The 21,450-nt window shown below is 32.5% G+C and carries 21 protein-coding genes; 2 read left to right on the top strand and 19 right to left on the bottom strand.

Translation table 11 applies throughout. The features are described from left to right. Nucleotides 1-57 precede the first annotated feature (57 nt). The 16 genes from BUB80_RS05795 to BUB80_RS05880 form a co-directional block, all read right to left on the bottom strand. Nucleotides 58-651, bottom strand: coding sequence for a hypothetical protein (locus tag BUB80_RS05795; RefSeq protein ID WP_073291788.1), 594 nt, complete (start codon nucleotides 649-651; stop codon nucleotides 58-60). Between the two features lie 47 nt (nucleotides 652-698). Continuing rightward, a complete protein-coding gene (locus tag BUB80_RS05800; protein WP_073291790.1) occupies nucleotides 699-1,292 on the bottom strand; it encodes a hypothetical protein in 594 nt (197 codons plus the stop codon). Nucleotides 1,293-1,363: 71 nt separating this feature from the next. Next, complete coding sequence (gene lpdA / locus BUB80_RS05805) at nucleotides 1,364-2,752, bottom strand: dihydrolipoyl dehydrogenase (RefSeq protein ID WP_054509801.1); 1,389 nt, start codon at nucleotides 2,750-2,752, stop codon at nucleotides 1,364-1,366. 229 nt (nucleotides 2,753-2,981) lie between these two features. Continuing rightward, nucleotides 2,982-3,242: a hypothetical protein gene (locus BUB80_RS05810; protein WP_073291979.1), complete on the bottom strand. Its 261-nt coding sequence runs from the start codon at nucleotides 3,240-3,242 to the stop codon at nucleotides 2,982-2,984. 90 nt (nucleotides 3,243-3,332) lie between these two features. Next, nucleotides 3,333-3,755: a hypothetical protein gene (locus BUB80_RS05815; protein ID WP_073291792.1), complete on the bottom strand. Its 423-nt coding sequence runs from the start codon at nucleotides 3,753-3,755 to the stop codon at nucleotides 3,333-3,335. A gap of 147 nt (nucleotides 3,756-3,902) precedes the next feature. Then, entirely contained in the window at nucleotides 3,903-6,560 is a 2,658-nt protein-coding gene (locus tag BUB80_RS05820; protein ID WP_073291794.1) for a glycoside hydrolase family 3 N-terminal domain-containing protein, read from the bottom strand. Beyond that, nucleotides 6,560-7,999, bottom strand: a complete 1,440-nt coding sequence (locus tag BUB80_RS05825; protein ID WP_073291796.1) for an alpha-L-fucosidase — start codon at nucleotides 7,997-7,999, stop codon at nucleotides 6,560-6,562. Before BUB80_RS05825 ends, BUB80_RS05820 begins: the two co-directional genes overlap by 1 nt. Nucleotides 8,000-8,114: 115 nt before the next feature. Then, on the bottom strand, nucleotides 8,115-9,008 hold the full coding sequence (locus tag BUB80_RS05830) for a TIGR01777 family oxidoreductase (protein WP_073291797.1): 894 nt from the start codon (nucleotides 9,006-9,008) through the stop codon (nucleotides 8,115-8,117). Between the two features lie 476 nt (nucleotides 9,009-9,484). Further along, nucleotides 9,485-10,189 carry a YqjF family protein gene (locus BUB80_RS05840; RefSeq protein WP_073291800.1) on the bottom strand — a complete coding sequence of 235 codons (705 nt, stop codon included), beginning with the start codon at nucleotides 10,187-10,189 and terminating at the stop codon, nucleotides 9,485-9,487. Between the two features lie 5 nt (nucleotides 10,190-10,194). Next, nucleotides 10,195-10,668, bottom strand: a complete 474-nt coding sequence (locus BUB80_RS05845) for an SRPBCC family protein (protein ID WP_073291803.1) — start codon at nucleotides 10,666-10,668, stop codon at nucleotides 10,195-10,197. Nucleotides 10,669-10,739: 71 nt separating this feature from the next. Continuing rightward, nucleotides 10,740-11,552, bottom strand: coding sequence for a DCC1-like thiol-disulfide oxidoreductase family protein (locus BUB80_RS05850; RefSeq protein WP_073291805.1), 813 nt, complete (start codon nucleotides 11,550-11,552; stop codon nucleotides 10,740-10,742). 408 nt (nucleotides 11,553-11,960) lie between these two features. Beyond that, entirely contained in the window at nucleotides 11,961-12,380 is a 420-nt protein-coding gene (locus tag BUB80_RS05860) for a hypothetical protein (RefSeq protein ID WP_073291808.1), read from the bottom strand. 261 nt (nucleotides 12,381-12,641) lie between these two features. Continuing rightward, the gene (locus BUB80_RS05865; protein ID WP_054510046.1) at nucleotides 12,642-13,145 is read right to left on the bottom strand and encodes a GbsR/MarR family transcriptional regulator; all 504 of its coding nucleotides are present in this window, start codon (nucleotides 13,143-13,145) and stop codon (nucleotides 12,642-12,644) included. A gap of 117 nt (nucleotides 13,146-13,262) precedes the next feature. After that, on the bottom strand, nucleotides 13,263-15,233 hold the full coding sequence (locus BUB80_RS05870) for a YfbK domain-containing protein (RefSeq protein WP_073291981.1): 1,971 nt from the start codon (nucleotides 15,231-15,233) through the stop codon (nucleotides 13,263-13,265). A 168-nt stretch (nucleotides 15,234-15,401) separates the two neighbouring features. Further along, complete coding sequence (locus BUB80_RS05875) at nucleotides 15,402-16,481, bottom strand: TonB-dependent receptor plug domain-containing protein (protein WP_073291809.1); 1,080 nt, start codon at nucleotides 16,479-16,481, stop codon at nucleotides 15,402-15,404. 12 nt (nucleotides 16,482-16,493) lie between these two features. Next, nucleotides 16,494-17,009 carry an RNA polymerase sigma factor gene (locus BUB80_RS05880; protein ID WP_073291811.1) on the bottom strand — a complete coding sequence of 172 codons (516 nt, stop codon included), beginning with the start codon at nucleotides 17,007-17,009 and terminating at the stop codon, nucleotides 16,494-16,496. 238 nt (nucleotides 17,010-17,247) lie between these two features. On the opposite strand from BUB80_RS05880, the gene BUB80_RS05885 reads away from it, so the two are divergent. Then, nucleotides 17,248-18,450, top strand: a complete 1,203-nt coding sequence (locus BUB80_RS05885; RefSeq protein WP_073291813.1) for a C1 family peptidase — start codon at nucleotides 17,248-17,250, stop codon at nucleotides 18,448-18,450. Between the two features lie 83 nt (nucleotides 18,451-18,533). Here BUB80_RS05885 and BUB80_RS05890 read toward each other — a convergent pair whose 3' ends face one another. Both BUB80_RS05890 and BUB80_RS05895 read right to left on the bottom strand, forming a co-directional pair. Next, nucleotides 18,534-19,022 carry an ASCH domain-containing protein gene (locus BUB80_RS05890; RefSeq protein ID WP_073291815.1) on the bottom strand — a complete coding sequence of 163 codons (489 nt, stop codon included), beginning with the start codon at nucleotides 19,020-19,022 and terminating at the stop codon, nucleotides 18,534-18,536. A 275-nt stretch (nucleotides 19,023-19,297) separates the two neighbouring features. After that, nucleotides 19,298-20,359 carry an NADH:flavin oxidoreductase gene (locus BUB80_RS05895; protein WP_073291816.1) on the bottom strand — a complete coding sequence of 354 codons (1,062 nt, stop codon included), beginning with the start codon at nucleotides 20,357-20,359 and terminating at the stop codon, nucleotides 19,298-19,300. Between the two features lie 366 nt (nucleotides 20,360-20,725). On the opposite strand from BUB80_RS05895, the gene BUB80_RS05900 reads away from it, so the two are divergent. After that, complete coding sequence (locus BUB80_RS05900) at nucleotides 20,726-21,034, top strand: winged helix-turn-helix transcriptional regulator (RefSeq protein ID WP_073291818.1); 309 nt, start codon at nucleotides 20,726-20,728, stop codon at nucleotides 21,032-21,034. A 123-nt stretch (nucleotides 21,035-21,157) separates the two neighbouring features. Here BUB80_RS05900 and BUB80_RS05905 read toward each other — a convergent pair whose 3' ends face one another. Continuing rightward, nucleotides 21,158-21,448, bottom strand: coding sequence for a hypothetical protein (locus BUB80_RS05905; protein ID WP_073291820.1), 291 nt, complete (start codon nucleotides 21,446-21,448; stop codon nucleotides 21,158-21,160). Between the last annotated feature and the right edge of the window lie 2 nt (nucleotides 21,449-21,450).

The following is a 21,450-nucleotide window of genomic DNA, read 5'->3' on the forward strand; positions in this document are numbered from 1 at the left end:
TTATCTTAAAATTAAAAGCTGTTTCAGTAAAAACAATAAAGAAATATATGGTTGCTATTATCGCATATCATATTCTTTAAGAACTTCAATGTAATCTTTCTGAGTATGTACATTTTTATATTTCTCCAATAAATCCGGATATTTTTCTAATCTGTTGATCAATAATTTATTCTTTTTTGAATACTGAATTGTTGTACTTACCAAATCTCTGTTATCAAAAGTAAACTCGCTCGAAGCAGTATTTCCCATTAAATCGAGTCTCTGAAAACTTCTTACTGCTTTTATTTTTTTACCATAATATAAAATTTGAAGAATAGAACCATTGAGATTCATCTGTGGAAAATCATCTGAAGTAACATATTTAAATACCACTCCATCAAAATCAGTTATTTCCATATACTTAACTTCTGATATCGGAATAATCTCCTTCCCTTTTTCACTAACTAGTTTAATTTTTTTTACAAAAGTATCAGGTGTAAAATGATCCATTTTAAAAGGATAGCTCGCCACGATACGTGAAGATAAAGTATCCTTATTATTTGTTTTTAACACATACTTTATTGGCAGATGATTCTGCTTAGGCTCATATGCTTTTTGTGAAAATACGGTAATAGAAATTAACGAAAAAAGTAAAATTAGTTTTATTTTCATGTATAATAGTTTTAAAATTTCAGAATAGAAAAGCGGATTTTTCAGATTTAAGAATTATCAATTTTGGTATCATATAAACGTAATAATTCAACATAATCTTCATCAGTTTTCGCTGCCTTTAACTTTTCCATCAAATTAGGATCGTCTTTAAATATTTTCTTAAACTTATTTTTAATATCATTAAAAAAGCCCCAATAAAGAATATTCTTGTTCTTATCAACAATATATCCTTTAATTTCAAGTTGAAGCCTAAGGGTTGGGTTATAGTAATCTTTATACCAATTTATATTTTTTCCTTCAAACATTATTTCAAGTAAACCTTCTTCCTTTGGTAATCTTCCTGCAGAACTGAAATACTCATGTTTGATATTATTTTCATCAGTAATTTTAATATACTTTACATCATTTGGCTCTATCCAACTTTCATTTCCTTGATCATCTCTTATTTTCATTTTAAACAAAATGGTAGCAAAGTAATATTTCTTGTTGGTAAACTTCCCTACATTTCTAACCTTAGCTTTTATAGTATCATTAGAGCTTTTTAATACATATTCTGCGGGAAAATATCCTTTAGCTTCTTGATCTTGTGAAAAAATAAGAATTGAAAATAATGAAAAAAGTAAAATAAATTTTGTTCTCATAATTAGTAATTAAAAAAGCCCAGACAAAATCTGGGCTTTATGTATAATATTGATCCTATTTACGGTATAAATTAAATATGAATCACCTCACCATAAGCAGCAGCAGCAGCTTCCATGATAGCCTCAGAAACTGTTGGGTGTGGGTGGATAGACTTGATGATCTCGTGACCTGTAGTTTCTAGTTTTCTAGCAACAACAGCTTCAGCAACCATATCAGTTACACCTTCACCAATCATGTGGCAACCTAACCATTCTCCATATTTAGCATCGAAAATAACTTTGATGAAACCATCTGTATTTCCGTTTGCAGTAGCTTTTCCACTTGCAGAAAGAGGGAATTTACCTACTTTAATTTCGTATCCTTTTTCTTTAGCCTGCTTTTCTGTAAGACCTACAGAAGCAACTTCAGGGTGACAGTATGTACATCCAGGGATATTGCCGTAGTCGATTTTCTCAACATGCATTCCTTTGATCTTTTCAACACAAGTAATTCCTTCAGCAGAAGCAACGTGAGCAAGAGCCTGAGTCGGGATAATATCTCCGATTGCATAGTAACCCGGTACAGAAGTTTCGTACCATTCGTTTACCAATACTCTTCCTTTATCTGTTTGAATACCCACTTCTTCAAGACCAATGTTCTCGATGTTTGCAGCAATACCAACAGCAGACAATAAGATATCAGCTTCTAAAGTAATCGTTCCAGTAGCTGTTTTCACAGTTGCTTTCACTCCTTCTCCACTTGTATCAACACTCTCTACAGAAGCATTTGTCATAATTTCGATACCTGTCTTTTTCAAAGATTTCTCTAAGTGTTTAGAAATGTCTTCATCTTCTACAGGAACAATGTTTGGCATAAATTCAACAACAGTAACTTTTGTTCCCATTGTATTATAGAAGTCAGCAAACTCAACCCCAATTGCTCCAGAACCTACAACAATCATAGATTTTGGCTGCTCAGGAAGAGATAATGCCTGTCTGTATCCAATTACTTTTTTACCGTCTTGAGGTAAGTTTGGCAATTCTCTTGAACGTGCTCCAGTCGCAATAATGATATTGCTTCCAGCATATTCAGTTACTTTACCGTCTTTATCTGTAACAGAAACTTTTTTATCTTTTAAAACTTTAGCAGTTCCTAAAATAACATCGATCTTGTTCTTTTTCATTAAGAACTCAATACCTTTGCTCATTTTACTCGCAACGCCACGGCTTCTTTGAATAACATTAGGGAACTCAAAACTTGGTTCCACTTTATTCAAACCATAATCTTCCGCGTGGTTGATGTAATGAAAAACCTGAGCAGATTTCAACAAAGCTTTCGTTGGAATACATCCCCAGTTAAGGCAAATTCCTCCTAAATTTTCTTTCTCGATAATTGCAGTTTTGAAACCCAATTGTGCTGCTCTAATAGCTGTAACATATCCACCAGGACCACTTCCGATGACAATAATATCGTAGTTCATTAGCTTAAAAATTTTAATGCGAATTTAAGGAAAAATATTGGATGTTGCACCTTTCTTAAAATTTGCGACGCAATGCATAACAAAGCATATTTCTCCTGTATTCTATCAAAAAAAGAGAACACATAATAGGTTCTCTTTAATAAAATTTCATTTTAACTTGAAATTTAATAAAACTGAGTGTATAGAATTAAACTATTTCAATTTTAATATTTTCAAGAAAATTATAGTATTACATCTTTTTAAGTAATCTTTTCTGGCTTTGATATTTTTCATTCAACGCCTTAAGCTGATCTCTTTTCATCTTCTTTGTAGCCAATGGATGATTTAAAATCAATTTCTTTTCCTGATTATATCTTTTGTCCAGCTCTTTAGATTTAATGTTTACAAGTTCACTTTTCGAAGGATGAGGTGGTGGCGTAGGATGCTTCTGTGCTGAAACATTCATTGCTAATCCTACTAATAAAATGGCTGATATAAAAAACTTTTTCATGATATTTATTTTTATGAATGAATTTAATATTTTAATCATTTTCAATTGAATTCATTCGCATTCGAAGTAATTATTACATATATCGTACCATTAAATTTTATCCTTCCCTCTTTTCAATACTTCTTTCTGGCTTTCATATTTTTTCTTTAAAGCCTCTTTTCTTTCTTTTTTCTGAGTTTTTGTTAGGCTTTTATTGTTATCGATAAGCTCTTTTTCCTTATCATATTGCTTTTCTAATTGATCTATTTTATCCTCAACCTGTTTTTTTCGTCCCTCTTTAGAAGTTCCATATTTCTTTTTGTATGCTGTATCAAATACTTTATTATCCTGGTCCTGTTTTAAAGCCAATTGTTTTTTCAATCGAGCCTTCTCGGGACCTGAAATTTTTGAGTTTTCATTGATTTTTCTGTACTGCTCAGCATATTCTTTATTGATTTGATCTTGAGTTTTCTGAGCTGAAACAGTTCCTGACAAACCTAAAAATAATACGGTTAAAATAAAAAATTTGTTCATAACATTTATATTTTTAAATACATACTAAAGTTAAAAAAATCAATCTACATTAAATCAAAATTGTATTACTTTCTTAAATGAAATGCCCTTGTTAGTCTTTAAAACATAATACAGAATACAATTTTTGTCTGAACTTGCGATAAAAAACTATTCAACCTCAACATTCTGTTTCAAAGGTAAATTCTTCGAGGAGTTTCCTACAAAAATTCTATAGGTTCCTTTCTCTACAATCCAATTCATTGTTGAATCTAAAAACTGCAATTCTTTCACAGGAACTTCAATTGTAATTTGCTTTGTTTCTCCCGGCTTTAATTCTACTTTTTTCAATCCTTTCAACTCAATAATTGGTCTTGAAACAGAAGCCAATAAATCTTTTACATATAATTGTACTACCTCGCTTCCTGCTTTTGAACCTGTATTTTTTACGTTGATTTTTGCTACAATAATATCATTTTCAGAGTATTTTGTTTTATTTAATTGTAAATCAGAAATTTCAAAAGTTGTATAACTTAATCCAAAACCAAAAGGATACAATGGTTCACCGCTTAAATCATAATAATCATTTCCTCTTCCTGTCGGATGATGATTGTATGTTAAAGGCAACTGCCCTTCCTCAATCGGAAACGTAATCGGCAATTTTCCGGATGGATTTTCTGCCCCGAAAAGCACTTTTGCCACAGCATTTCCGCCTTCTTCTCCGGGATACCAAACATCTAAAATTGCTCCGACTTTATTTTTCCAATCTGTGGTTTTTATTGCAGAACCACCAACCAAAACAACCGTTGTTGGTTTATTTAATTTTGAAACTTCCTGAATAAATCCTTCCTGATTTCCGGGAAGACTCAAAGAAGAACGGTCCTGAAATTCACCTTCATGAATTCCTGCTACAATGATTATGTAATCTGCATTTCTAGCTAATTGTAAAGCTCCATTAAAATCTTTTTGAGCATCATTCAACCCATAATTCCAGATTAATTCAATATTTGCTTCGCCTCTATTTTCATGGAATTCTACCATGATATCATACTTTTGACCTTTCACAAAATCAACCTCAACCGTTTGGGTTGAATAACTTAACTTTTCCCAATTGTCAATCAACAATTTTCCATTTAGATACAACCTGAACCCGTCATTTCCCCGCAATCCAAGTTGAGATTTTCCTGAATTTGGAGCTTCTAATTTACCTGTCCAGCGAATGCTATAATTATCCGAATGTAGCTTTTCAGGATTTGGAGAATATAATGTCCATTTGAAATTTAATTGTTCATCCTGTCTTTCAAAATCAGAACTTCCTTTTAAATCAGAATTAGAAAAATAATTTCCCTTCAAACCTTTTTGATTATTGAAAGACAAAAACTCTGTCGGAACTGTAACAAAATCCTTCAGATCCCAATCAATTCCTTTTGAATAATTAACTTCAATATTTTTATTCTTAACGAAATTTTTAATTCCATCCAGTATATTCACTTTGCTGTTTCCCGGTCCGGAATACCCACCCAATCTTGCATCCACAGCATCTCTGCCAACTACTAAAATCTTTTTTACATTTTCAGAAACAGGAAGAGTCTGATTTTTATTTTGAAGCAAAACAAAAGATTCAACAGCTGCTTTTTCTGCTAATGGTTTATGATTTAACTTCTTTAATGCTGAAATCTCTTTATTGGATATGTAAGGATTTTCAAACAATCCGAGTTCAAATTTTGCTCTTAAAACTCTTGTTACCGCATCATCAATTCTTTCCTTAGAAATTCTTCCATCCAAAAACGGTGGAATAAACAGTTTATAATGTTGATATTCGGTCTGAAAAATCACATCAAGCCCTGCGTTAATAGCCTGTGCAGAGGCATCATCATAATCTTTTGCTGTAAAGTGCAGAACATTGGCCCCGCCAACCGCACTTGCATCACTGATAACAAAACCTTTGAAGTTCCATTCATTCTTCAATTTTTCAGTTAACAACCAATGATTGGCTGTGGAAGGTCTTCCGTCCAACAAATTATAAGAAGTCATCACTGATCTACTTTTTCCTTGTGTAAAGGTTTTATTAAAAGGAATCAAATGTGTTTCTTCCAAATATCTCTTACTCCAATGGATCGGATAGGAATCTCTTCCCCCCTCTCCAACATTCGCTAAAAAATGTTTTGGCGTTGTAATAATTCCCTCATCTTCAAATGAACGTACAAAATTAACCCCCATCACAGAAGTCAAAAACGGATCTTCACCATATGTTTCCTCTGTCCTTCCCCATCTTACGTCACTTGCCAAGTTTACAACCGGTGTTAATATCTGGCGAATTCCTCTTAATTTTGATTCCTTTGCAATTGCTGTCGAAACTTCTTTCATTAATTCAGGATTAAAAGTTGCTGCCAAACCAATTGCCTGTGGAAAAGCAGTTGCCCCTTCTCTCATTAATCCGTGTAAAGCCTCATCAAAAGGAATGATCGGAATTCCCAATCGTGATTCTTCCACAAAATATTTTTGAATGGCATTGATTTTTTTAGCTAATCTTTCCGCATCTTCATTCGCATTATATGTCAATAATTGTCCGGCAACTCCACCACCTTGATTTCCTGCGCTTACTTGTAATCCGAAAATTCCGTGCGAATACTGACCTTTCGGAACATTGTCTAAATCTCCGGGAATCATGAAACATTGCCAGAACTTTTCTTCGGGCGTCATCCTTTTTAACAAATCCTGAACTCTTGCCTCTAAAGGCTGCTTAGCATCTTTATATAAAGGTTTTTGAGCAGAAATAAAAACAGAACTCAACAAAGCAATTCCGATCACTTTAAAACGATATTTCATTATTGTATCAATTGAATTACGGTTGAATATTTTAGTTTTGTTCTTTCTTCAGGCAATTGTATTTCAATTCTATTTCCTGATTTTTTCCATTGAATTTTATTTGATAAGCCTAAAACTTTTACCGATTTGGGGTTAAAATTTTCAGGAATAGAGAAAATTAAAGTTGATGGAGATTGATATTTTATTTTTTCATCAATATGAAAAACATTCACCGTTTTTCCGTCTTTGCTTTGTGTATAATAAAAGTTTCCGTCATGATAAGGCGCCGCCGCTCGTGTTGCAAAAACAGCCGATTGATTGTTATCCATCCAAGCTGAGATTTCCTTTAATCTTTCGTAAACAATAGCGTCGTAATCTCCGTTGGGGCCAGGAGCGATATTCATCAGGTAATTTCCTCCTCTCGCAATGATTTTAACTAAAGTTTCAATGATTTTTTGAGATGATTTGTAATTGTCATTCGGAACATACGAAAAAGAATCCCCCATCGTAATACAGCTTTCCCAAGGAATTGGAAGAATGTGTTCAGGAATTGCCTGTTCTGGCGTTACATAATTCTCCCATCTTCCGGAAACCGTACGATCTACAATAATAATTCCGGGTTGGTTTTTGCGAGCCATCATCCCCACCTTATTCATATCAATATCTTGTTCAACCTTAATCGTTCTTTGCCATTCAACTTTTGGATCAATGGTGTTGAACGGACGAACCCACCCTCCATCTAACCAAAGAATATCAATTTTACCATAATTTGAAGTGATTTCATTTAACTGATTGAATGTAAATTTTTTGAAATTTTCCCATCTCTCAGGATATTTTTTCGGATCATAATTTACATTTCTGTCTTTCGGCGGAAAATAAGACCACCAATAATCATCAGAATGCCAATCGGGTTTCGAGAAATAAGCTCCTATTTTGAAACCATCTTTTCGAAATGTATTGAAAATTTCTTTAGTAACATCTGCTTTCGGGTTGTTGGAAAAAGGTGTTCGTGAAGACGTAATTTTATAATCAGATTGTTGCGTATCAAACATAGCAAAGCCATCGTGATGTTTTGTTGTGAAAACCACATATTTCATTCCTGCTTTTTTGGTAGCATTTGCCCATTTTTGCGGATTGAATTGTGTTGGATTGAAAGTGGTTTGAAGCTTTTCATAGTTTTTCACATATTCATTGTATGATTTACCATGCTCGGGCTTACGCTGCGTCCATGATTCATCTTCGGGACATAAGCTCCAACTTTCTACAATCCCCCATTGGCTGTACGTTCCCCAATGCATAAAAAGTCCAAATTTTAAATCCTGCCAATTTTCAAGATTTTGAATAACGAGCGGATCTGTTGGTTTTTGGTATCCATCTGAAACATTATGAGCCTGTGAAAAAAAAGTTGATGAGAGAAAAAATGACGAGAGAAATATGGTTTTTGCTTTTTTACTGAGCATAAAAGTTTAGTTTTTGCTAATTTAATCATCATTTCATAAATGTGCAAACGATTGTATTTCTATATTTTATGTACCCAATTTGTCATATTATTTTATTTCTAATAATAGTTTGTATTTAATTCAAATCTTCAAACGTAGATTCAACAGTTGGATAAGAAAATTGAAACCCGTTTTTGATTAATTTTTCAGGATAAACATTTCGGCTTTTTAATAATAACTCGGTTTCAGTTTTTAAAAATAGAGATGCAAGTTCTAATTGCCAAATTGGAGCATCTAATCCAAAAGGAACTTTCATTTCTTTTCTCAATTTACTCATGAACTGCTCGTTGGATAAAGGATTTGGAGCCGTTATATTGATTGGTCCTGAAATATTCTCATGGCTAATAATATATTCTACAGCTTTACAAAAATCATCAATATGAATCCAGCTTACATTTTGATTTCCCCTTCCCTGTTTTCCGCCAAGACCTAATTTTGTGATCAGTTTTAATTTCGGAAAAGCGCCGCCATTATTCCCTAAAACAATTGAAGTTCGTAACGCTACTTTTCGTACATTTTCTTTTTTAACCGTAAAAAATTCTTTTTCCCAGCTCTTACAGATATTCATAGAAAAATCATCACCAATGATTCCATTCTCTTCTGTATTTAATTGTGTTTCTGAATGAGTGTAAATTGTTGCCGAACTAGCATTCAGCCAAACTTTAGGTTGATTGATACATTGATCCATCGCTTGTTGAAGGATTTTTGTACTGTCGATTCTTGAAGAATATATTTCTTTTTTATTCTTTTCTGTATATCTGCAGTCAACAGATTTTCCTGTAAGATTGATCAAAACATCTGAGTCTTCAAGAATATTTTTCCATTCGCCCAAATTTTTTGCGTCCCAATAGATTTCATTTTTTCTTCTTGGATTTCGTGTTAAAATATAAACTTCATTCCCTTTTTCTGTAAAATACTGTTCCAGATTTTTTCCTAGAAATCCGGTTCCGGCGGCGATGATTATTTTCATTTCTGTTTTTTTAATTGATTCGTTGTCCTAATTTTTTTGATAGGATTTTATCCTATCCTGATTTAAATCGCCACTTTGTGGCTTTTTTTAATTGCACCAAAGTTTGATAAGTTTAATTATTGCAAAAATTAATAATATTATTGTTATTAAACTTTCAATAACTAAAATTGAAACAAAATATCTTGGTAGACATCGCATAAGGTTTTGCTGAAATATCAAAAATAAAGCTATAAAAGATAAATTATAAAAAATACGGGTTATCAATTTCTTTTTATTTTCATCAAGAATTATATTAATTACAAGTAAAGAAAGAATGGGAAAAATAATGGCGGAAATAGTAAGTAAAAAGATTATATATTTTAGATCTCCAAATAAACCGGTCATAATTTTTGTTTAATATTTTTATCTTTTATGTTAAAATGCTTCGACTACGCTCAGCATGACAGCGCTAATACTAAGTGTTTTTGGAAAATATTTTAAACTAGATATTTTTTAGTTTTCACTTCAATCTCAGAACCTTCCGCAAGCATGACAGAGATTGGTTTTTGGTTATTTAAAAATCCAAAATCTTCTCCATAAATTTTATTGAAATCAATTTCTAATTGATAGCTTTTCACTAAATAGTAATTCCATTTTGGATGACAGACTTCATATTCTGAGGTTTTATTTTCTCTTTTCGTAAAGCCAAAATAATGTTCCGTAATAAATTCAAATTCTGAATGAGTTTCCATTGGTAATGGCTTTTTTTCTGCCGTAATTTCTATAGAATGCCAAGTTTTATCTTTCCAGGAATATCTGATCAACAGTTCATTATCATATTCCTGCATTAGATTCTTCATAGGCATTGTCTTATAATTCTCTTTATAAATGGTGTTGGCAACAAAGCTCAATGCCGTTTTTGGAACAATTTCTTTAATAAAAACCACTCCTCTTTTCCATTCATTTCCTTCTTTTTTCTTTACATAAAATCTTAAATTAACTTCTTCAAAATTTCGATGAAAAGGGATTGGAAGTCCCAATAATTTAGTATTTAAAAACATGAAACCCACCAAACTCACATAACATTTTCCTTTATAAAAATCCAGTTCGGTACCTTCGGGAAGATATTCTAATAAGATTTCGGGGTTGATCTCGTAATTGATGATGGCTAATTTTCGCCATTCGGCTTTTAGAAAGTTCATTGTATTTATTTTTGTTGTTGGTTGACAATACCAATTTCTGCAGTCGTCTTGATTAATTTATTTCGCTCTAATAAGAAATTGGTAAGATAATTTTTAAGAAAAAATTGATTGAACAATTTTCCGATGATTCCCAAAGGAGATTCAAATTCAAAAATATCTGTCATGATTGTGTTTTTACCTTCCTGTTTGAAAATGTGTTGATGTTTCATTGATTTAAATGCACCTTTCAACATAACATCTGTAAACTGATAAGGCATTTCCATGCTGACAATCTTTGTCGTTAATGTTTGATAGATTCCCAAATGTTTCGCTCTCCAAGTCACTGTTTCATTCAATTCAATTAATCCGTTTGTACGTCCTTGGATTGCTTTTTCATTAGTTTTGGAGGTTGATTTTTGATGTAAATCAATATCTCTTGCTAAATCGAATACCATTTGAATATCAGCATTAATGATTGTTTGTAAATAGATGGTTGACATTTTTATTTTTTAGGGTTGATAAAATTGTATTTCTTATTCGCTTATCACTTTCCAACTCTTCCTAATTTTCTTTAAAAACTTAACCAAATAATCACTGCCAAAGCTGTCATTCTGAAAAGTGTCCATGAAATAGTTGGAAGAAAATTTAATTTTAATATTTTACATCTTCTGATATGTTCCAGAAACATGATTAAAACCACAATTCCGAAATAAATGATATTGAAAGCTGGACTTAGGCTAATTAATAAAGCAGGAATTAAAAGTAAAGTTCCGATCAAAGAAACAGTCATCATATTTCCTACATAATTCCAGATCATTTCTTTTAAATAAATCTTTAAAAATAAGGTTTGCCAAACAATTTGACCTAAACAAACGATCAACTCTCTCAAAAAATGTTGGTCTCCATTTAATCCTAACTTTCCTGTAAACAAACTCAAAATATAAGCTGAGAAAAATACAACGAACGTAATGTATGTGATTCTGTATTTCAAATTAAAATCAGGGATACAAGCTTGTTCTGTATCATCTTTCTTTGATGGAATAATCTGTTTTCGGTTGTAAGAAACAAAAGAATACAGCTTTTTGAAAAACCAATACAAAGGTTGTATTCTGGCAATTTTCTCCAATAGCGGAAAAGAATTTCCGATGATCAATAACAAACTGTCCAGCCCGTAAACGACTTTATTTCTGTTGTGATCTACCAAAGCAATTTCGTTTTTTGCCCGTTTGAAATCTATTAATTCTTTATTCTTCAAAGACAATTCTGTAAAGGCTTCTCTTCCATTTTCATCGAGCATTCCGCATTTTGTAAAACCTTTTGAATAAATGTTACACATCGGACATTCATTGTCATAGATCAGCGTATGGTTTTGTAGTGTTTTCATTGGTATTTATTTTAAATTTTTATAGTCGTAATGGCAAATTATATAATATGCGATGGCAAGAACCGGTGTTCCAAACATCCCAAAACATAAAACAGCATATCCGAAGCCTCTATAATAATCGTTTGTGATATATAAACCTGAAAGAAGAATCAGCGATAAAAGGCTTAACATAAAAAACATACTGATAAAATAATAGACTTTAAACCAAAATGTTTTGAAGTATTGCTTTGAAAAAAATCTTTTATTTGAGCTAATGATATGATTTAAAGCAATTAAAAAATAGATAATAGCCGAAATAGGAGATTTTAAAAACCAAAAAATCAAGAATTAGAAAAATAAAAAATAAGGCCAGTAATAAAGACTGAATATTATAATCTGATTTGATAAAAGTTTTCATAGCAATAGATTTTAAAGGTCTGTGTTTTCATTGATGACTTCCTTATTATTTTTAGCATCAAAAAAACTAATACATAAGGATTGTAAAATAAGAATAGGAGAAAGAATAAGCCAGGTGAAAACCAATAATTCAAAAATATCTTTCAAACTTTTTACATAAAAAACACAAGCCAATATCCATATAAAAAAGCCTATAACGACATACGTTGAAAGAAACATATAAACCTTTCTAGAATCTGTTCTTACATATTTTTTATTGAAAAATTTAATCGTATTCAAAGAATACTGTACCATTGCAATAAGAAAAAATTCAATGATTATTGCAAAAGCAAGAAATTCGTTCTCTGATACTATAGCGATCAAAATTGTCAATAGAAATAATAAGATAACTCCTTGTTGAATTTTTGAATCATATGTTAAAATAGTTTTCATAGCAATGAGTTTTAAAGGTTTAAGAAATCTCCTCGTGTCCGCTTATTTTGATATTTGAAAGTGAAATACATCCAAATTTTAAAGATCAATGTTTTCATGTTGAAGTTGTTTTTCTTTGTTCATGGAATGTTTACGCCCTTTTAAGAAAAGTAATAAGTTTAAAAGCATTATATATGAAATCATATTGAATATTTTATAAATATTATAGTTTCAGTAATTTTTGAAAGTTTATCTGAAATAAAAAAGGATTTGAAGCCCTTTTTACTTTAATAAGTTGGTAATCTTTCCGACCAGCCAGTGATCATCACTTTTAATCGCCAGATCCATAATATTATTTATTTTTCCTGTTACAGAACTGAAATCATCCATTAGTTTAATAAATTCTTTCGCTCCTTCGGAATCTTTATCTTCTATATTTTTAAGTTCTTCTAAAAATGCAATTACCGGTTCAATCTCTCTTTTCCTGCGCTCTTTTGTAATTTGTTTGAATAAATACCAAACATCTTTTTCTGCTACAAAATATTCTTTCCTCTCTCCTTTTACGAATTCTTTCCTTACAATTCCCCAATCCATCAAGGCCCGAAGATTCATATTTGCATTTCCTCTTGAAATCTCAAGTTGCTCCATCACCTCATCGGTAGATAATGCTTTATCACTTGCCAAAAGTAATGCATGCACCTGCGCCATCGTACGATTGATTCCCCAATTGGTAGCAAAGGTACCCCAAGTCTGAATGTATTTTTCTTTAGCTTCTGAAAGTTGCATTTTGTTTGATCTTTTAATTTCTATTACAAATATAATGATAATTTTTGAACTTTCAATAATTTTTGAAAGTTTATTTTAAAATAAAACAGACATCCGGTATGAATGCCTGTTTTAGCTTTATTTTTTGATTGCTTTATAGCTTTCAACTAATCTTATAAATTCAGATCTATAGCCTTCTTCATCTTTATTTTTTCCTTCTTTGGCTAAATCTTCAATTGTATTGAGATCTTTTTCTTTAATTAACTTAGAATCTCTTAAAACCAATCCGAACCAAGCAACAGAAGTTGCAAACTTGAAATCCGGACTTGATTGTGAAATAGACTCATTAGAATTCTTAACTACTTTTGTTATTTCTGTACTTTTATCTCCATCAGGTTTTTTATAACGGAACTTCACAGTCGCCAACTCATTGCCGAAATTTTCTGTAGTTGAAGTTGAAGAATATTTTAACTTACTTTCTTTAGGAGCATATGCAGAACTAATACCTGTAGGAATCACTTCATACAAAGCAGTTACCGTGTGTCCGCTACCCAATTCTCCTGCATCAATTTTATCGTTAGTAAAATCTTCGTTTCTTAATTTTCTGTTTTCATAACCAATTAATCGATATGATTTTACAAATTTTGGATTAAACTCAATCTGAATTTTCACATCTTTAGCAATGGTGTACATACTTCCGGCAAATTCTCTTCCCAAGAATTTATTCGCTTCCTGTAAATTATCAATATAAGCATAGTTGCCGTTTCCTTTATCTGCCAAGGTTTCCAATCTGTTATCTTTGTAATTTCCCATTCCGTAGCCAAGACAGGTAAGGAAAATTCCGGTTTTTCTTTTTTCTTCAATTAAAGTTTCAAGACCTTTTTCAGAAGAAATTCCAACATTAAAATCACCGTCTGTAGCCAAAACTACACGATTATTTCCCCCTTTAATAAAATTTTCCTGAGCTAATTTGTAAGCCAGTTCAATACCCTCTCCTCCGGCTGTGCTTCCTCCTGCCTGAAGTTTATCCAAAGCTTTAATAATCGTTTGTTTTTCAGCAGCTGAAGTGGGTTCCAACACTGTCCCAGCATTTCCTGCATATACAACAATTCCGACTTTATCCTGTGGTTTGAGTTGATCCAACAATATTTTAAGCGAAGACTTTAACAAAGGAAGTTTATTACTCTCATTCATGGAACCAGAAACATCTATCAGAAAAATAATATTGGAATTCGGAAGATTTTCCATCGCAATATTTTTTCCCTGAAGTCCAATTTTCAAAAGTTTATGATTAGGATTCCATGGAGAATCACTGTATTCGGTATTAATTCCAAAAGGTTGCTTATTTTCAGGTTGAGGATAATTATATTTAAAATAATTAATCATTTCCTCTATTCTCACCGCATCTTTATCCACAATACTTCCGTAATTGATCATTCTTCGGATATTGGAATAAGAAGCATTATCTACATCAATAGAAAATGTAGAAACAGGTTGATTTTTAGTTGATTCAAAAGGATTTTCAACTAATGAATTATATTCTTTGTCAGTATTGGTGATTTGTTTTACCCCTTTTTTTGGGGCTGTTGTCATAATTTTTTTATTGTAAACTTTATTATCAGTTGCTGTTTTAGCCTGTTTTATAGGTTTTGAAGGAATATTACGCTTTTGCTTTTTCTGTGAACCTACCATCGCAACACTTTCTATTGAATATTCAACTTCCAAAGCTGTCTGAGATTTAGGCTTCGGACAGCCGTTATACTCAGGCATTCCGGGAACTGTTGGGCAGGCATCATCTTTATCCAGAATTCCATCGCCATCGGTGTCCGGCCAAGGGCAACCGTTATTTTCTGCAGGTCCAGCAACCGTCGGACAAGCATCCTCTTTGTCAATTATTCCGTCTCCATCTGTATCCGGCCAAGGACAACCGTTGTTTTCTATAGGCCCGGCGACTTCTGGACATTGATCTAATTTATTGGGAATTCCGTCCTGATCTTTATCTTTTTTTACACTTAAAGGTTTTGATTCTTTTGTAGATTCGGAAACGGTTTTAGTCTTACAACTTGCTAATAAAGCTAAAGCCAATATTGATATACTAATTTTTTTCATGATCATTTTTTCGTTGTTAAATATAAATAAATTTAATGGCTATAATTATTTCTGATAATCAAGCTTTATATAGTAGATGCATAAATTAAAAAAGGTTTCAGTTTATTTTATTTCAATTAAGACTCAATTTTGGTTTTAATTCTTTCATTCTAAAATTCATATATAAAACTATTTTTTCTTTTCAACATTTAATTCTTTTTTAGTTTCAATAACAATTACGCCGTTTACCGCTTTACTTCCATATATTGCTATTGCTTTTTCTCCTTTTACAACCGTCATCTTTTCAATGGAATTAGCATCTAAGCTTTTGAATTTTATTACATCAGAAAGTACCCCATTGATAACATACAAAGGATTTGAATCTTCTTTAAGCGAACTCACTCCACGGATGACAATTGCATTATTGGAATCGATTTTACCTGATCCCATATTGATTGTAAGTCCAGAAACCGATCCTTGCAATGAGTTTGTAAAATATTTATTTCCTACTTTCTCCCCTAATATTGGAACTGATGTCACACTTCGTTTTATATTAGCTTTATTGTAACCCAAAACTACAGGATCAGCTCCGTTATAAGGCGTAATAGATTCAGCTTCTGCAGTTTCCTGTAAAGAACTTACTATTGAATTATTAGGTTTATTTTCAATATCCATAGAAGAGATCGGCTGTACAGAAGAAGTCATATCTTTCTTTACCTTTTTAGTTCCCAATGCCATTACCACAACCTCTTCAATATTTTTTTGTTTTAAAGTATCAGCCTTATAAGGCACAATAGATGAAGGCGCCGGCATACTTTGCGCTACAGGATCAGAAATAAGAGAAGGAGCAATATAGGTATTAACGGTAAGGCTAGCAGAGCTTTCAATCATTGCAATTGGAGGAGGAGCTATCATTTTTTTCTCAATATTTTCTTTAACAATTTGATCTATCTTCTGAATCTTTTCAGAGGGTGCAGCAACAGTAATATTATTAATAGCTACTATATTCTTTGCTATAATAGGCTTTGTAAGCTCAACTCCATTTTTATTTTCATTAAAAAAGTAAAATCCTCCTACCCCAATCAATAAACTTGCAGCAATTCCATACGGAAGCCAAATTGGGAGAATCCTTCTTTTTTTATGTTCTTTTGTATCTAATTTCTCTTCAACTTTAGCCCAAACTTTATCAAAACCAGGAAAAGTCGCAGGTTCATCTAAATCTTTAGAAGCCTCATTGAATTTTTTATCGATATCGTGATTATTTTCCATTGTCTTAAAAGTTTAAATGTTTTGATTGATCAAAAGTTCCTGTAATTTTTTTCTGGCAAAATTGAGTTGAGATTTTGAGGTTCCTTCACTAATTGAAAGCATCGTCGCAATTTCTTTGTGCGGATATCCTTCAATCGCAAACAGGTTAAAAATCGCGCGGCAACCTTCAGGAAGAAAGCTCAATAAGCTCAAAATATCTTTCTCGAAAGAAATAGTATCTGTTGTATCCGAGGACTCTATGGAATGATCATCCAATGAAATATGTAAAGCCTTTGTACTTCTCAATTTTTGCAGACATTCATTCACCGCAATTTTTCTGGCCCAACCTTCGAAAATATCATGATTCTGGAGTTGATCCATCTTCGTGAAAATTTTGTAGAATGTATCAGCCAATACTTCCTCAATATCTTCATCGTTTTTAAGATAGCGTTTGCAGACCGAATATAACTTTCCCGCCATTTTTTCGTAAACTTTCCGCTGTGCATTGCGGTTGTTCCGTTGACATTCTAACAGTAATTCTCTTTCCATAGTCAGGCTTTATACTCATATAGATGCAGAAAATTTCAAAAAGGTTGGAAGCATCATAAACTTTTTTTTAAAATTAAGCTAAAAGGCTAAGCTGCGAAAGCTTAGAAAGGTAATTTTAAGAAATGATGAACTATAATTTCACCTTTTCATAAAAAACTTTCATTTTAAATTTAACTTTTCCCTATGTAACATATCTTACCTCTTACCGACTATTCATATAAATAATCTTTTTATAGTAATGAAAAATAACAAAATTGCATCATTACTTTTTGTTTTGTCTGCAGGAAGTATGATGTTTGCACAGGATGACTTAATTAATAAGTTAAAAAACAACCAATCTCAAAATGCTAATTTTAAATTCACGACTTTAAAAGACGTGGGGGCAACTTCAGTAAAAAACCAGGGTTCATCTGGAACTTGCTGGAGTTATTCAGGAAATTCTTTCCTTGAATCTGAAATGCAGAGAATGGGTAAAAAGCCTGTAGATTTGGCAGAAATTTTTACGGCAAGAAATTCTTATCACGATAAAGCAAAATTATACGTTCTTAATAACGGAGCCATTAGCTGGGGAGATGGTGGAGAATTACATGATGTAGTGAATATGTACAAGAAGTACGGAGCTGTTCCTCAAGAAGCTTATACAGGCTTAAGAAACGGACAAACAACCAACAACTTCAAAGAAATGCAGGATAAAATAAAGCCTGTGTTGGATAGTTTGGTTCAGGCAGCTACAAAAGGAAAACTTTCTGATAACTGGATGGATTCTGTAGATGCTATCTTAGATGAATATTTAGGAAAAGTTCCTGCTAACTTTACATACCAAGGAAAGAACTATACTCCGAAAACTTTTGCTAAAGAAGTTGTAGGAATTAACCCAGAAGACTATGTTGAGTTATCTTCTTATAAAGATTATCCGTACTACCAAAAATTTGTAGTTCCAATTCCTGATAACTGGAGCCATGACTCTGACTGGAATGTTCCAATGAAAGATCTAACAGCAATCGTTGACAACGCAGTGAGCAAAGGATATTCTGTAGGTTGGGCAACTGATGTTTCTGAGCCTTATTTCTCATACAAAAATGGGGTGGCCTATGTTCCTGATGTAGATCTGGACCAGATTAATGCAGAAAACAAAAAAGACTTGTTTACGGAGCCTAAAAAAGACAAAACGATCACAGAAGATATGCGTCAGAAAGCGCTTAACAACCTTTCTACAACTGATGATCATGGAATGCACATCGTAGGATTAGCAAAAGATCAGTCTGGAAAAGAATATTATATGGTTAAAAACTCTTGGGGGGTAACTAATGATTTTGAAGGATATCTTTATGTAACAAGACCTTATGTTGAATATAAATCAACGGCAATCTTGGTTCACAAAAATGCGATTCCAAAAAACATTTTAAAGCAATTGAAACCTAACCAAAATATTGGTTTATAAGAAATCACTGTTGTCATTTATTTGACAATTTTAGATATTTAAATCTGTTAAAAAGACTGCTCTCAGAAATTCTGGGGGCAGTTTTATTTGAACTCCTGTTGGAAAGGCTCGTTATACACTACTTTAAAATATTCACACACCATCGGGGTTTTCATTGTCGGTATTTTCTGAATACGTTCGCATTCTGACTGAATATATTCCCAATACATCTCGCGCCAGCCTTCAAGACTGCGATCTCCCTCTCCGCCGTCAAAAGCAAACTGCTCTCCTACTTCATCGAATGGAATAATAGACAACGTTGTCGTTTGAATAATACAAACCGGCATATCGTCCGAATCTGTAATGATGTTATACTCCCCAATAGAAGGAATGGGCTTATTCTCACATTCGTATCCCCATAATAAGGAACCTGTTGATGTTTTTGAACCTGTGGCAACAAGTGCGGCAATCGAAGTTGCATCTTCTTTTCCACCAAAGTGAAAAGAACCGGAAAAATCCAAAGGCTGAGAGGAGCTTTCTTTTATACTCCCTAAAAATTGATTCCAATATGTTGTTATATGATCTGAAAACATATTTTAAAATTATAGTGTAAATATAACAAGTTTTGAAAATACCTATATCCTCTTTACAAACAGTTTATTTTATCTTAAAATTTCTAAATTTAAATTAATTAAATCCACCAGAATACCTATACTAAAATATAAAACCCGCTTCCAGAAAATCTGAAAGCGGGTTTTGTTTAAAAAATAAATAGGTTGAAAATTTAATATAAATGAGTGAATTGTCAATTGGTTTACAACGCCGGTAATCTAACAACAAAGTAAATCAACAATCCATAATTGTCTTTTTAGTAAAGAACTCCTAAACTTTCAGCTGAAAAATTTAAAAGGTCATCTGTATTTCCTTCTTTTACTTTTTTCACCCATTCCGGGTCTTGTAAAAGAGCTCTTCCAACTGCAACAAGATCGAAATCTCCTCTTTCCAGTCTTCTGATTAATTCTGATAAATCAGCTTTCTCCGTTCCCTGTCCAGCAAATGCTCCCATAAAATCTCCTTCAAGACCTACAGAACCTACTGTAATTGTTGGCTGACCCGTAATTTTCTTAGCCCAACCTGCAAAGTTTAAATCAGAACCCTCAAATTCAGGTTCCCAAAAACGACGCTGTGAACAATGGAAAATATCTACACCAGCTTCTTTTAAAGGTAACAACCATTCTTCCATTTCAGCAGGTGTTGTTGCTAATCTGGATTTATAATCCTGTTGCTTCCATTGAGAAAGACGGATAATGATGGTAAAATCTTCTCCAACAGCCGCTCTCATCGCTTTAACAACATCAACTGCAAATTTGCTTCTTTCTTTCAAGGTTTTCCCACCGTATTCATCAGTTCTTGTATTGGTTACTTCCCAAAAGAATTGATCAATCAAATATCCGTGAGCCCCGTGAATTTCAAGAACATCAAACCCTAAATCTTTAGCTGATTTTGCAGAAGCTGCAAACTGAGCAATCGTATCCTGAATATCTTCCAACGTCATGGTAGAAGCCTTTTCCATATCAACCAATGGATAATCTTCAGAACTTCTTGTATCTCCTACATGCCAGATCTGAGGTCCCATTTTTCCGCCATTTTCATGAACGGCATCAATTACGTTTTTCCAACCGTTTAACGCTTCTGTTCCGTAGAAATCGGGAATATTTTGGATATTTTTTGATCCGGGTCTGTTGATTACTGTTCCTTCAGATAAGATTAATCCTACTTCTGAAGCCGCTCTTCTTGCGTAATAATCTACGATTTGCTGAGTGGGTACTCCGTTATCAGATTGTGCTCTTGTCATCGGAGCCATTACCACTCTATTTTTAAGTTGAAGATTTTTATAACTAAATGGACTAAATAATGCGTCTATACTCATTTTGCAATTATTTTATATTTAACATTTTTAAATTGTTACACAAAGTAACTAATAATAGTTCACATTTGTATCTTACGTAGAAAAAAAAGTGGTAACTTCGCAGTAACTTACATTAGTAACTTAAAAGTAACGTATAAAAATCTAAATAAGTGGATGCTGTTTTAACCACAAAAGTCACAAAAGATTAACATATAAATTATTTTAAGTTCATTCATAAACCGCATCATATAAGCACACATAAGTATTTAAAAATCTTTGATTTTTATTTTTGTGAACTTCTTTTTTTCAAAATAAGAAAGCTTAAAAGATTATAACTTTTGTGTCTTTTGTGGTTTAATTTTTAATTAGTGTTAAATAAAATCTACCATGAAAAAGAATGAATTAATGAAATACAGCTGCCCATTAGGCAAAGCAATGTCTGCATTGGGAAGCAAGTGGAAACCGATTATTGTATTGGTGATCAAAGACCGTAAACTTCGTTTTGGAGAGCTTGCCGTACGAATTAATGTCATCTCAAGAAAAGTTCTGACCGACCAGCTAAGAGAAATGCAAGCCGATGGATTGATCATCAGAGAGGAGTTTAAGGAACTTCCTCCAAGAGTTGAATATTCATTGACTGAAAAGGGATTGGCGTTGTTGCCGATTTTATATTTGTTGGAGGAATGGGAAGCGTAATTTGATAACAAGGAAGTGCAATATGATAACAAGGAAGTGCAATATGATAAGGATTGTAATTTGATTGAGAAGAAAACGAAGAAGGCTGTTGTTTAAAAATTGTTATTAGTTTTAAACATTGAATTAGGAAGCGTTATTTCTCTTTTTAATAAACAATGACAGAAATAGAAATGTTATAATAAACATTATAAATTGGATAATCAAAACAGGAAAAATATTTACGTCAACAAACCTGTAGAAAAAACTAATAAACGTTACCGGCGCTGTAATTGCTAAAGCATAACCAGCCCATTCTCCATATAAGAAATCGCTTCCATAAACAGAACAAACTGCAACAGTTCCTAATCCGACATATATTACAGAAATTATTAATGCAATTTTTCTTGACTTTAAGAATGATTTTATTTCTTCCATCT

It is taken from the genome of Chryseobacterium polytrichastri (assembly GCF_900142445.1).
GTDB lineage: Bacteria > Bacteroidota > Bacteroidia > Flavobacteriales > Weeksellaceae > Chryseobacterium > Chryseobacterium polytrichastri.

Excerpts from the sequence above, each read along its gene's own strand:
- BUB80_RS05795 (WP_073291788.1), bottom strand. The coding sequence starts at position 651 with ATGAAAATAAAACTAATTTTACTTTTTTCGTTAATTTCTATTACCGTA.
- BUB80_RS05800 (WP_073291790.1), bottom strand. The coding sequence starts at position 1,292 with ATGAGAACAAAATTTATTTTACTTTTTTCATTATTTTCAATTCTTATT.
- lpdA (WP_054509801.1), bottom strand. The coding sequence starts at position 2,752 with ATGAACTACGATATTATTGTCATCGGAAGTGGTCCTGGTGGATATGTT.
- BUB80_RS05810 (WP_073291979.1), bottom strand. The coding sequence starts at position 3,242 with ATGAAAAAGTTTTTTATATCAGCCATTTTATTAGTAGGATTAGCAATG.
- BUB80_RS05815 (WP_073291792.1), bottom strand. The coding sequence starts at position 3,755 with ATGAACAAATTTTTTATTTTAACCGTATTATTTTTAGGTTTGTCAGGA.
- BUB80_RS05820 (WP_073291794.1), bottom strand. The coding sequence starts at position 6,560 with ATGAAATATCGTTTTAAAGTGATCGGAATTGCTTTGTTGAGTTCTGTT.
- BUB80_RS05825 (WP_073291796.1), bottom strand. The coding sequence starts at position 7,999 with ATGCTCAGTAAAAAAGCAAAAACCATATTTCTCTCGTCATTTTTTCTC.
- BUB80_RS05830 (WP_073291797.1), bottom strand. The coding sequence starts at position 9,008 with ATGAAAATAATCATCGCCGCCGGAACCGGATTTCTAGGAAAAAATCTG.
- BUB80_RS05840 (WP_073291800.1), bottom strand. The coding sequence starts at position 10,189 with ATGAACTTTCTAAAAGCCGAATGGCGAAAATTAGCCATCATCAATTAC.
- BUB80_RS05845 (WP_073291803.1), bottom strand. The coding sequence starts at position 10,668 with ATGTCAACCATCTATTTACAAACAATCATTAATGCTGATATTCAAATG.
- BUB80_RS05850 (WP_073291805.1), bottom strand. The coding sequence starts at position 11,552 with ATGAAAACACTACAAAACCATACGCTGATCTATGACAATGAATGTCCG.
- BUB80_RS05860 (WP_073291808.1), bottom strand. The coding sequence starts at position 12,380 with ATGAAAACTATTTTAACATATGATTCAAAAATTCAACAAGGAGTTATC.
- BUB80_RS05865 (WP_054510046.1), bottom strand. The coding sequence starts at position 13,145 with ATGCAACTTTCAGAAGCTAAAGAAAAATACATTCAGACTTGGGGTACC.
- BUB80_RS05870 (WP_073291981.1), bottom strand. The coding sequence starts at position 15,233 with ATGAAAAAAATTAGTATATCAATATTGGCTTTAGCTTTATTAGCAAGT.
- BUB80_RS05875 (WP_073291809.1), bottom strand. The coding sequence starts at position 16,481 with ATGGAAAATAATCACGATATCGATAAAAAATTCAATGAGGCTTCTAAA.
- BUB80_RS05880 (WP_073291811.1), bottom strand. The coding sequence starts at position 17,009 with ATGGAAAGAGAATTACTGTTAGAATGTCAACGGAACAACCGCAATGCA.
- BUB80_RS05885 (WP_073291813.1), top strand. The coding sequence starts at position 17,248 with ATGAAAAATAACAAAATTGCATCATTACTTTTTGTTTTGTCTGCAGGA.
- BUB80_RS05890 (WP_073291815.1), bottom strand. The coding sequence starts at position 19,022 with ATGTTTTCAGATCATATAACAACATATTGGAATCAATTTTTAGGGAGT.
- BUB80_RS05895 (WP_073291816.1), bottom strand. The coding sequence starts at position 20,359 with ATGAGTATAGACGCATTATTTAGTCCATTTAGTTATAAAAATCTTCAA.
- BUB80_RS05900 (WP_073291818.1), top strand. The coding sequence starts at position 20,726 with ATGAAAAAGAATGAATTAATGAAATACAGCTGCCCATTAGGCAAAGCA.
- BUB80_RS05905 (WP_073291820.1), bottom strand. The coding sequence starts at position 21,448 with ATGGAAGAAATAAAATCATTCTTAAAGTCAAGAAAAATTGCATTAATA.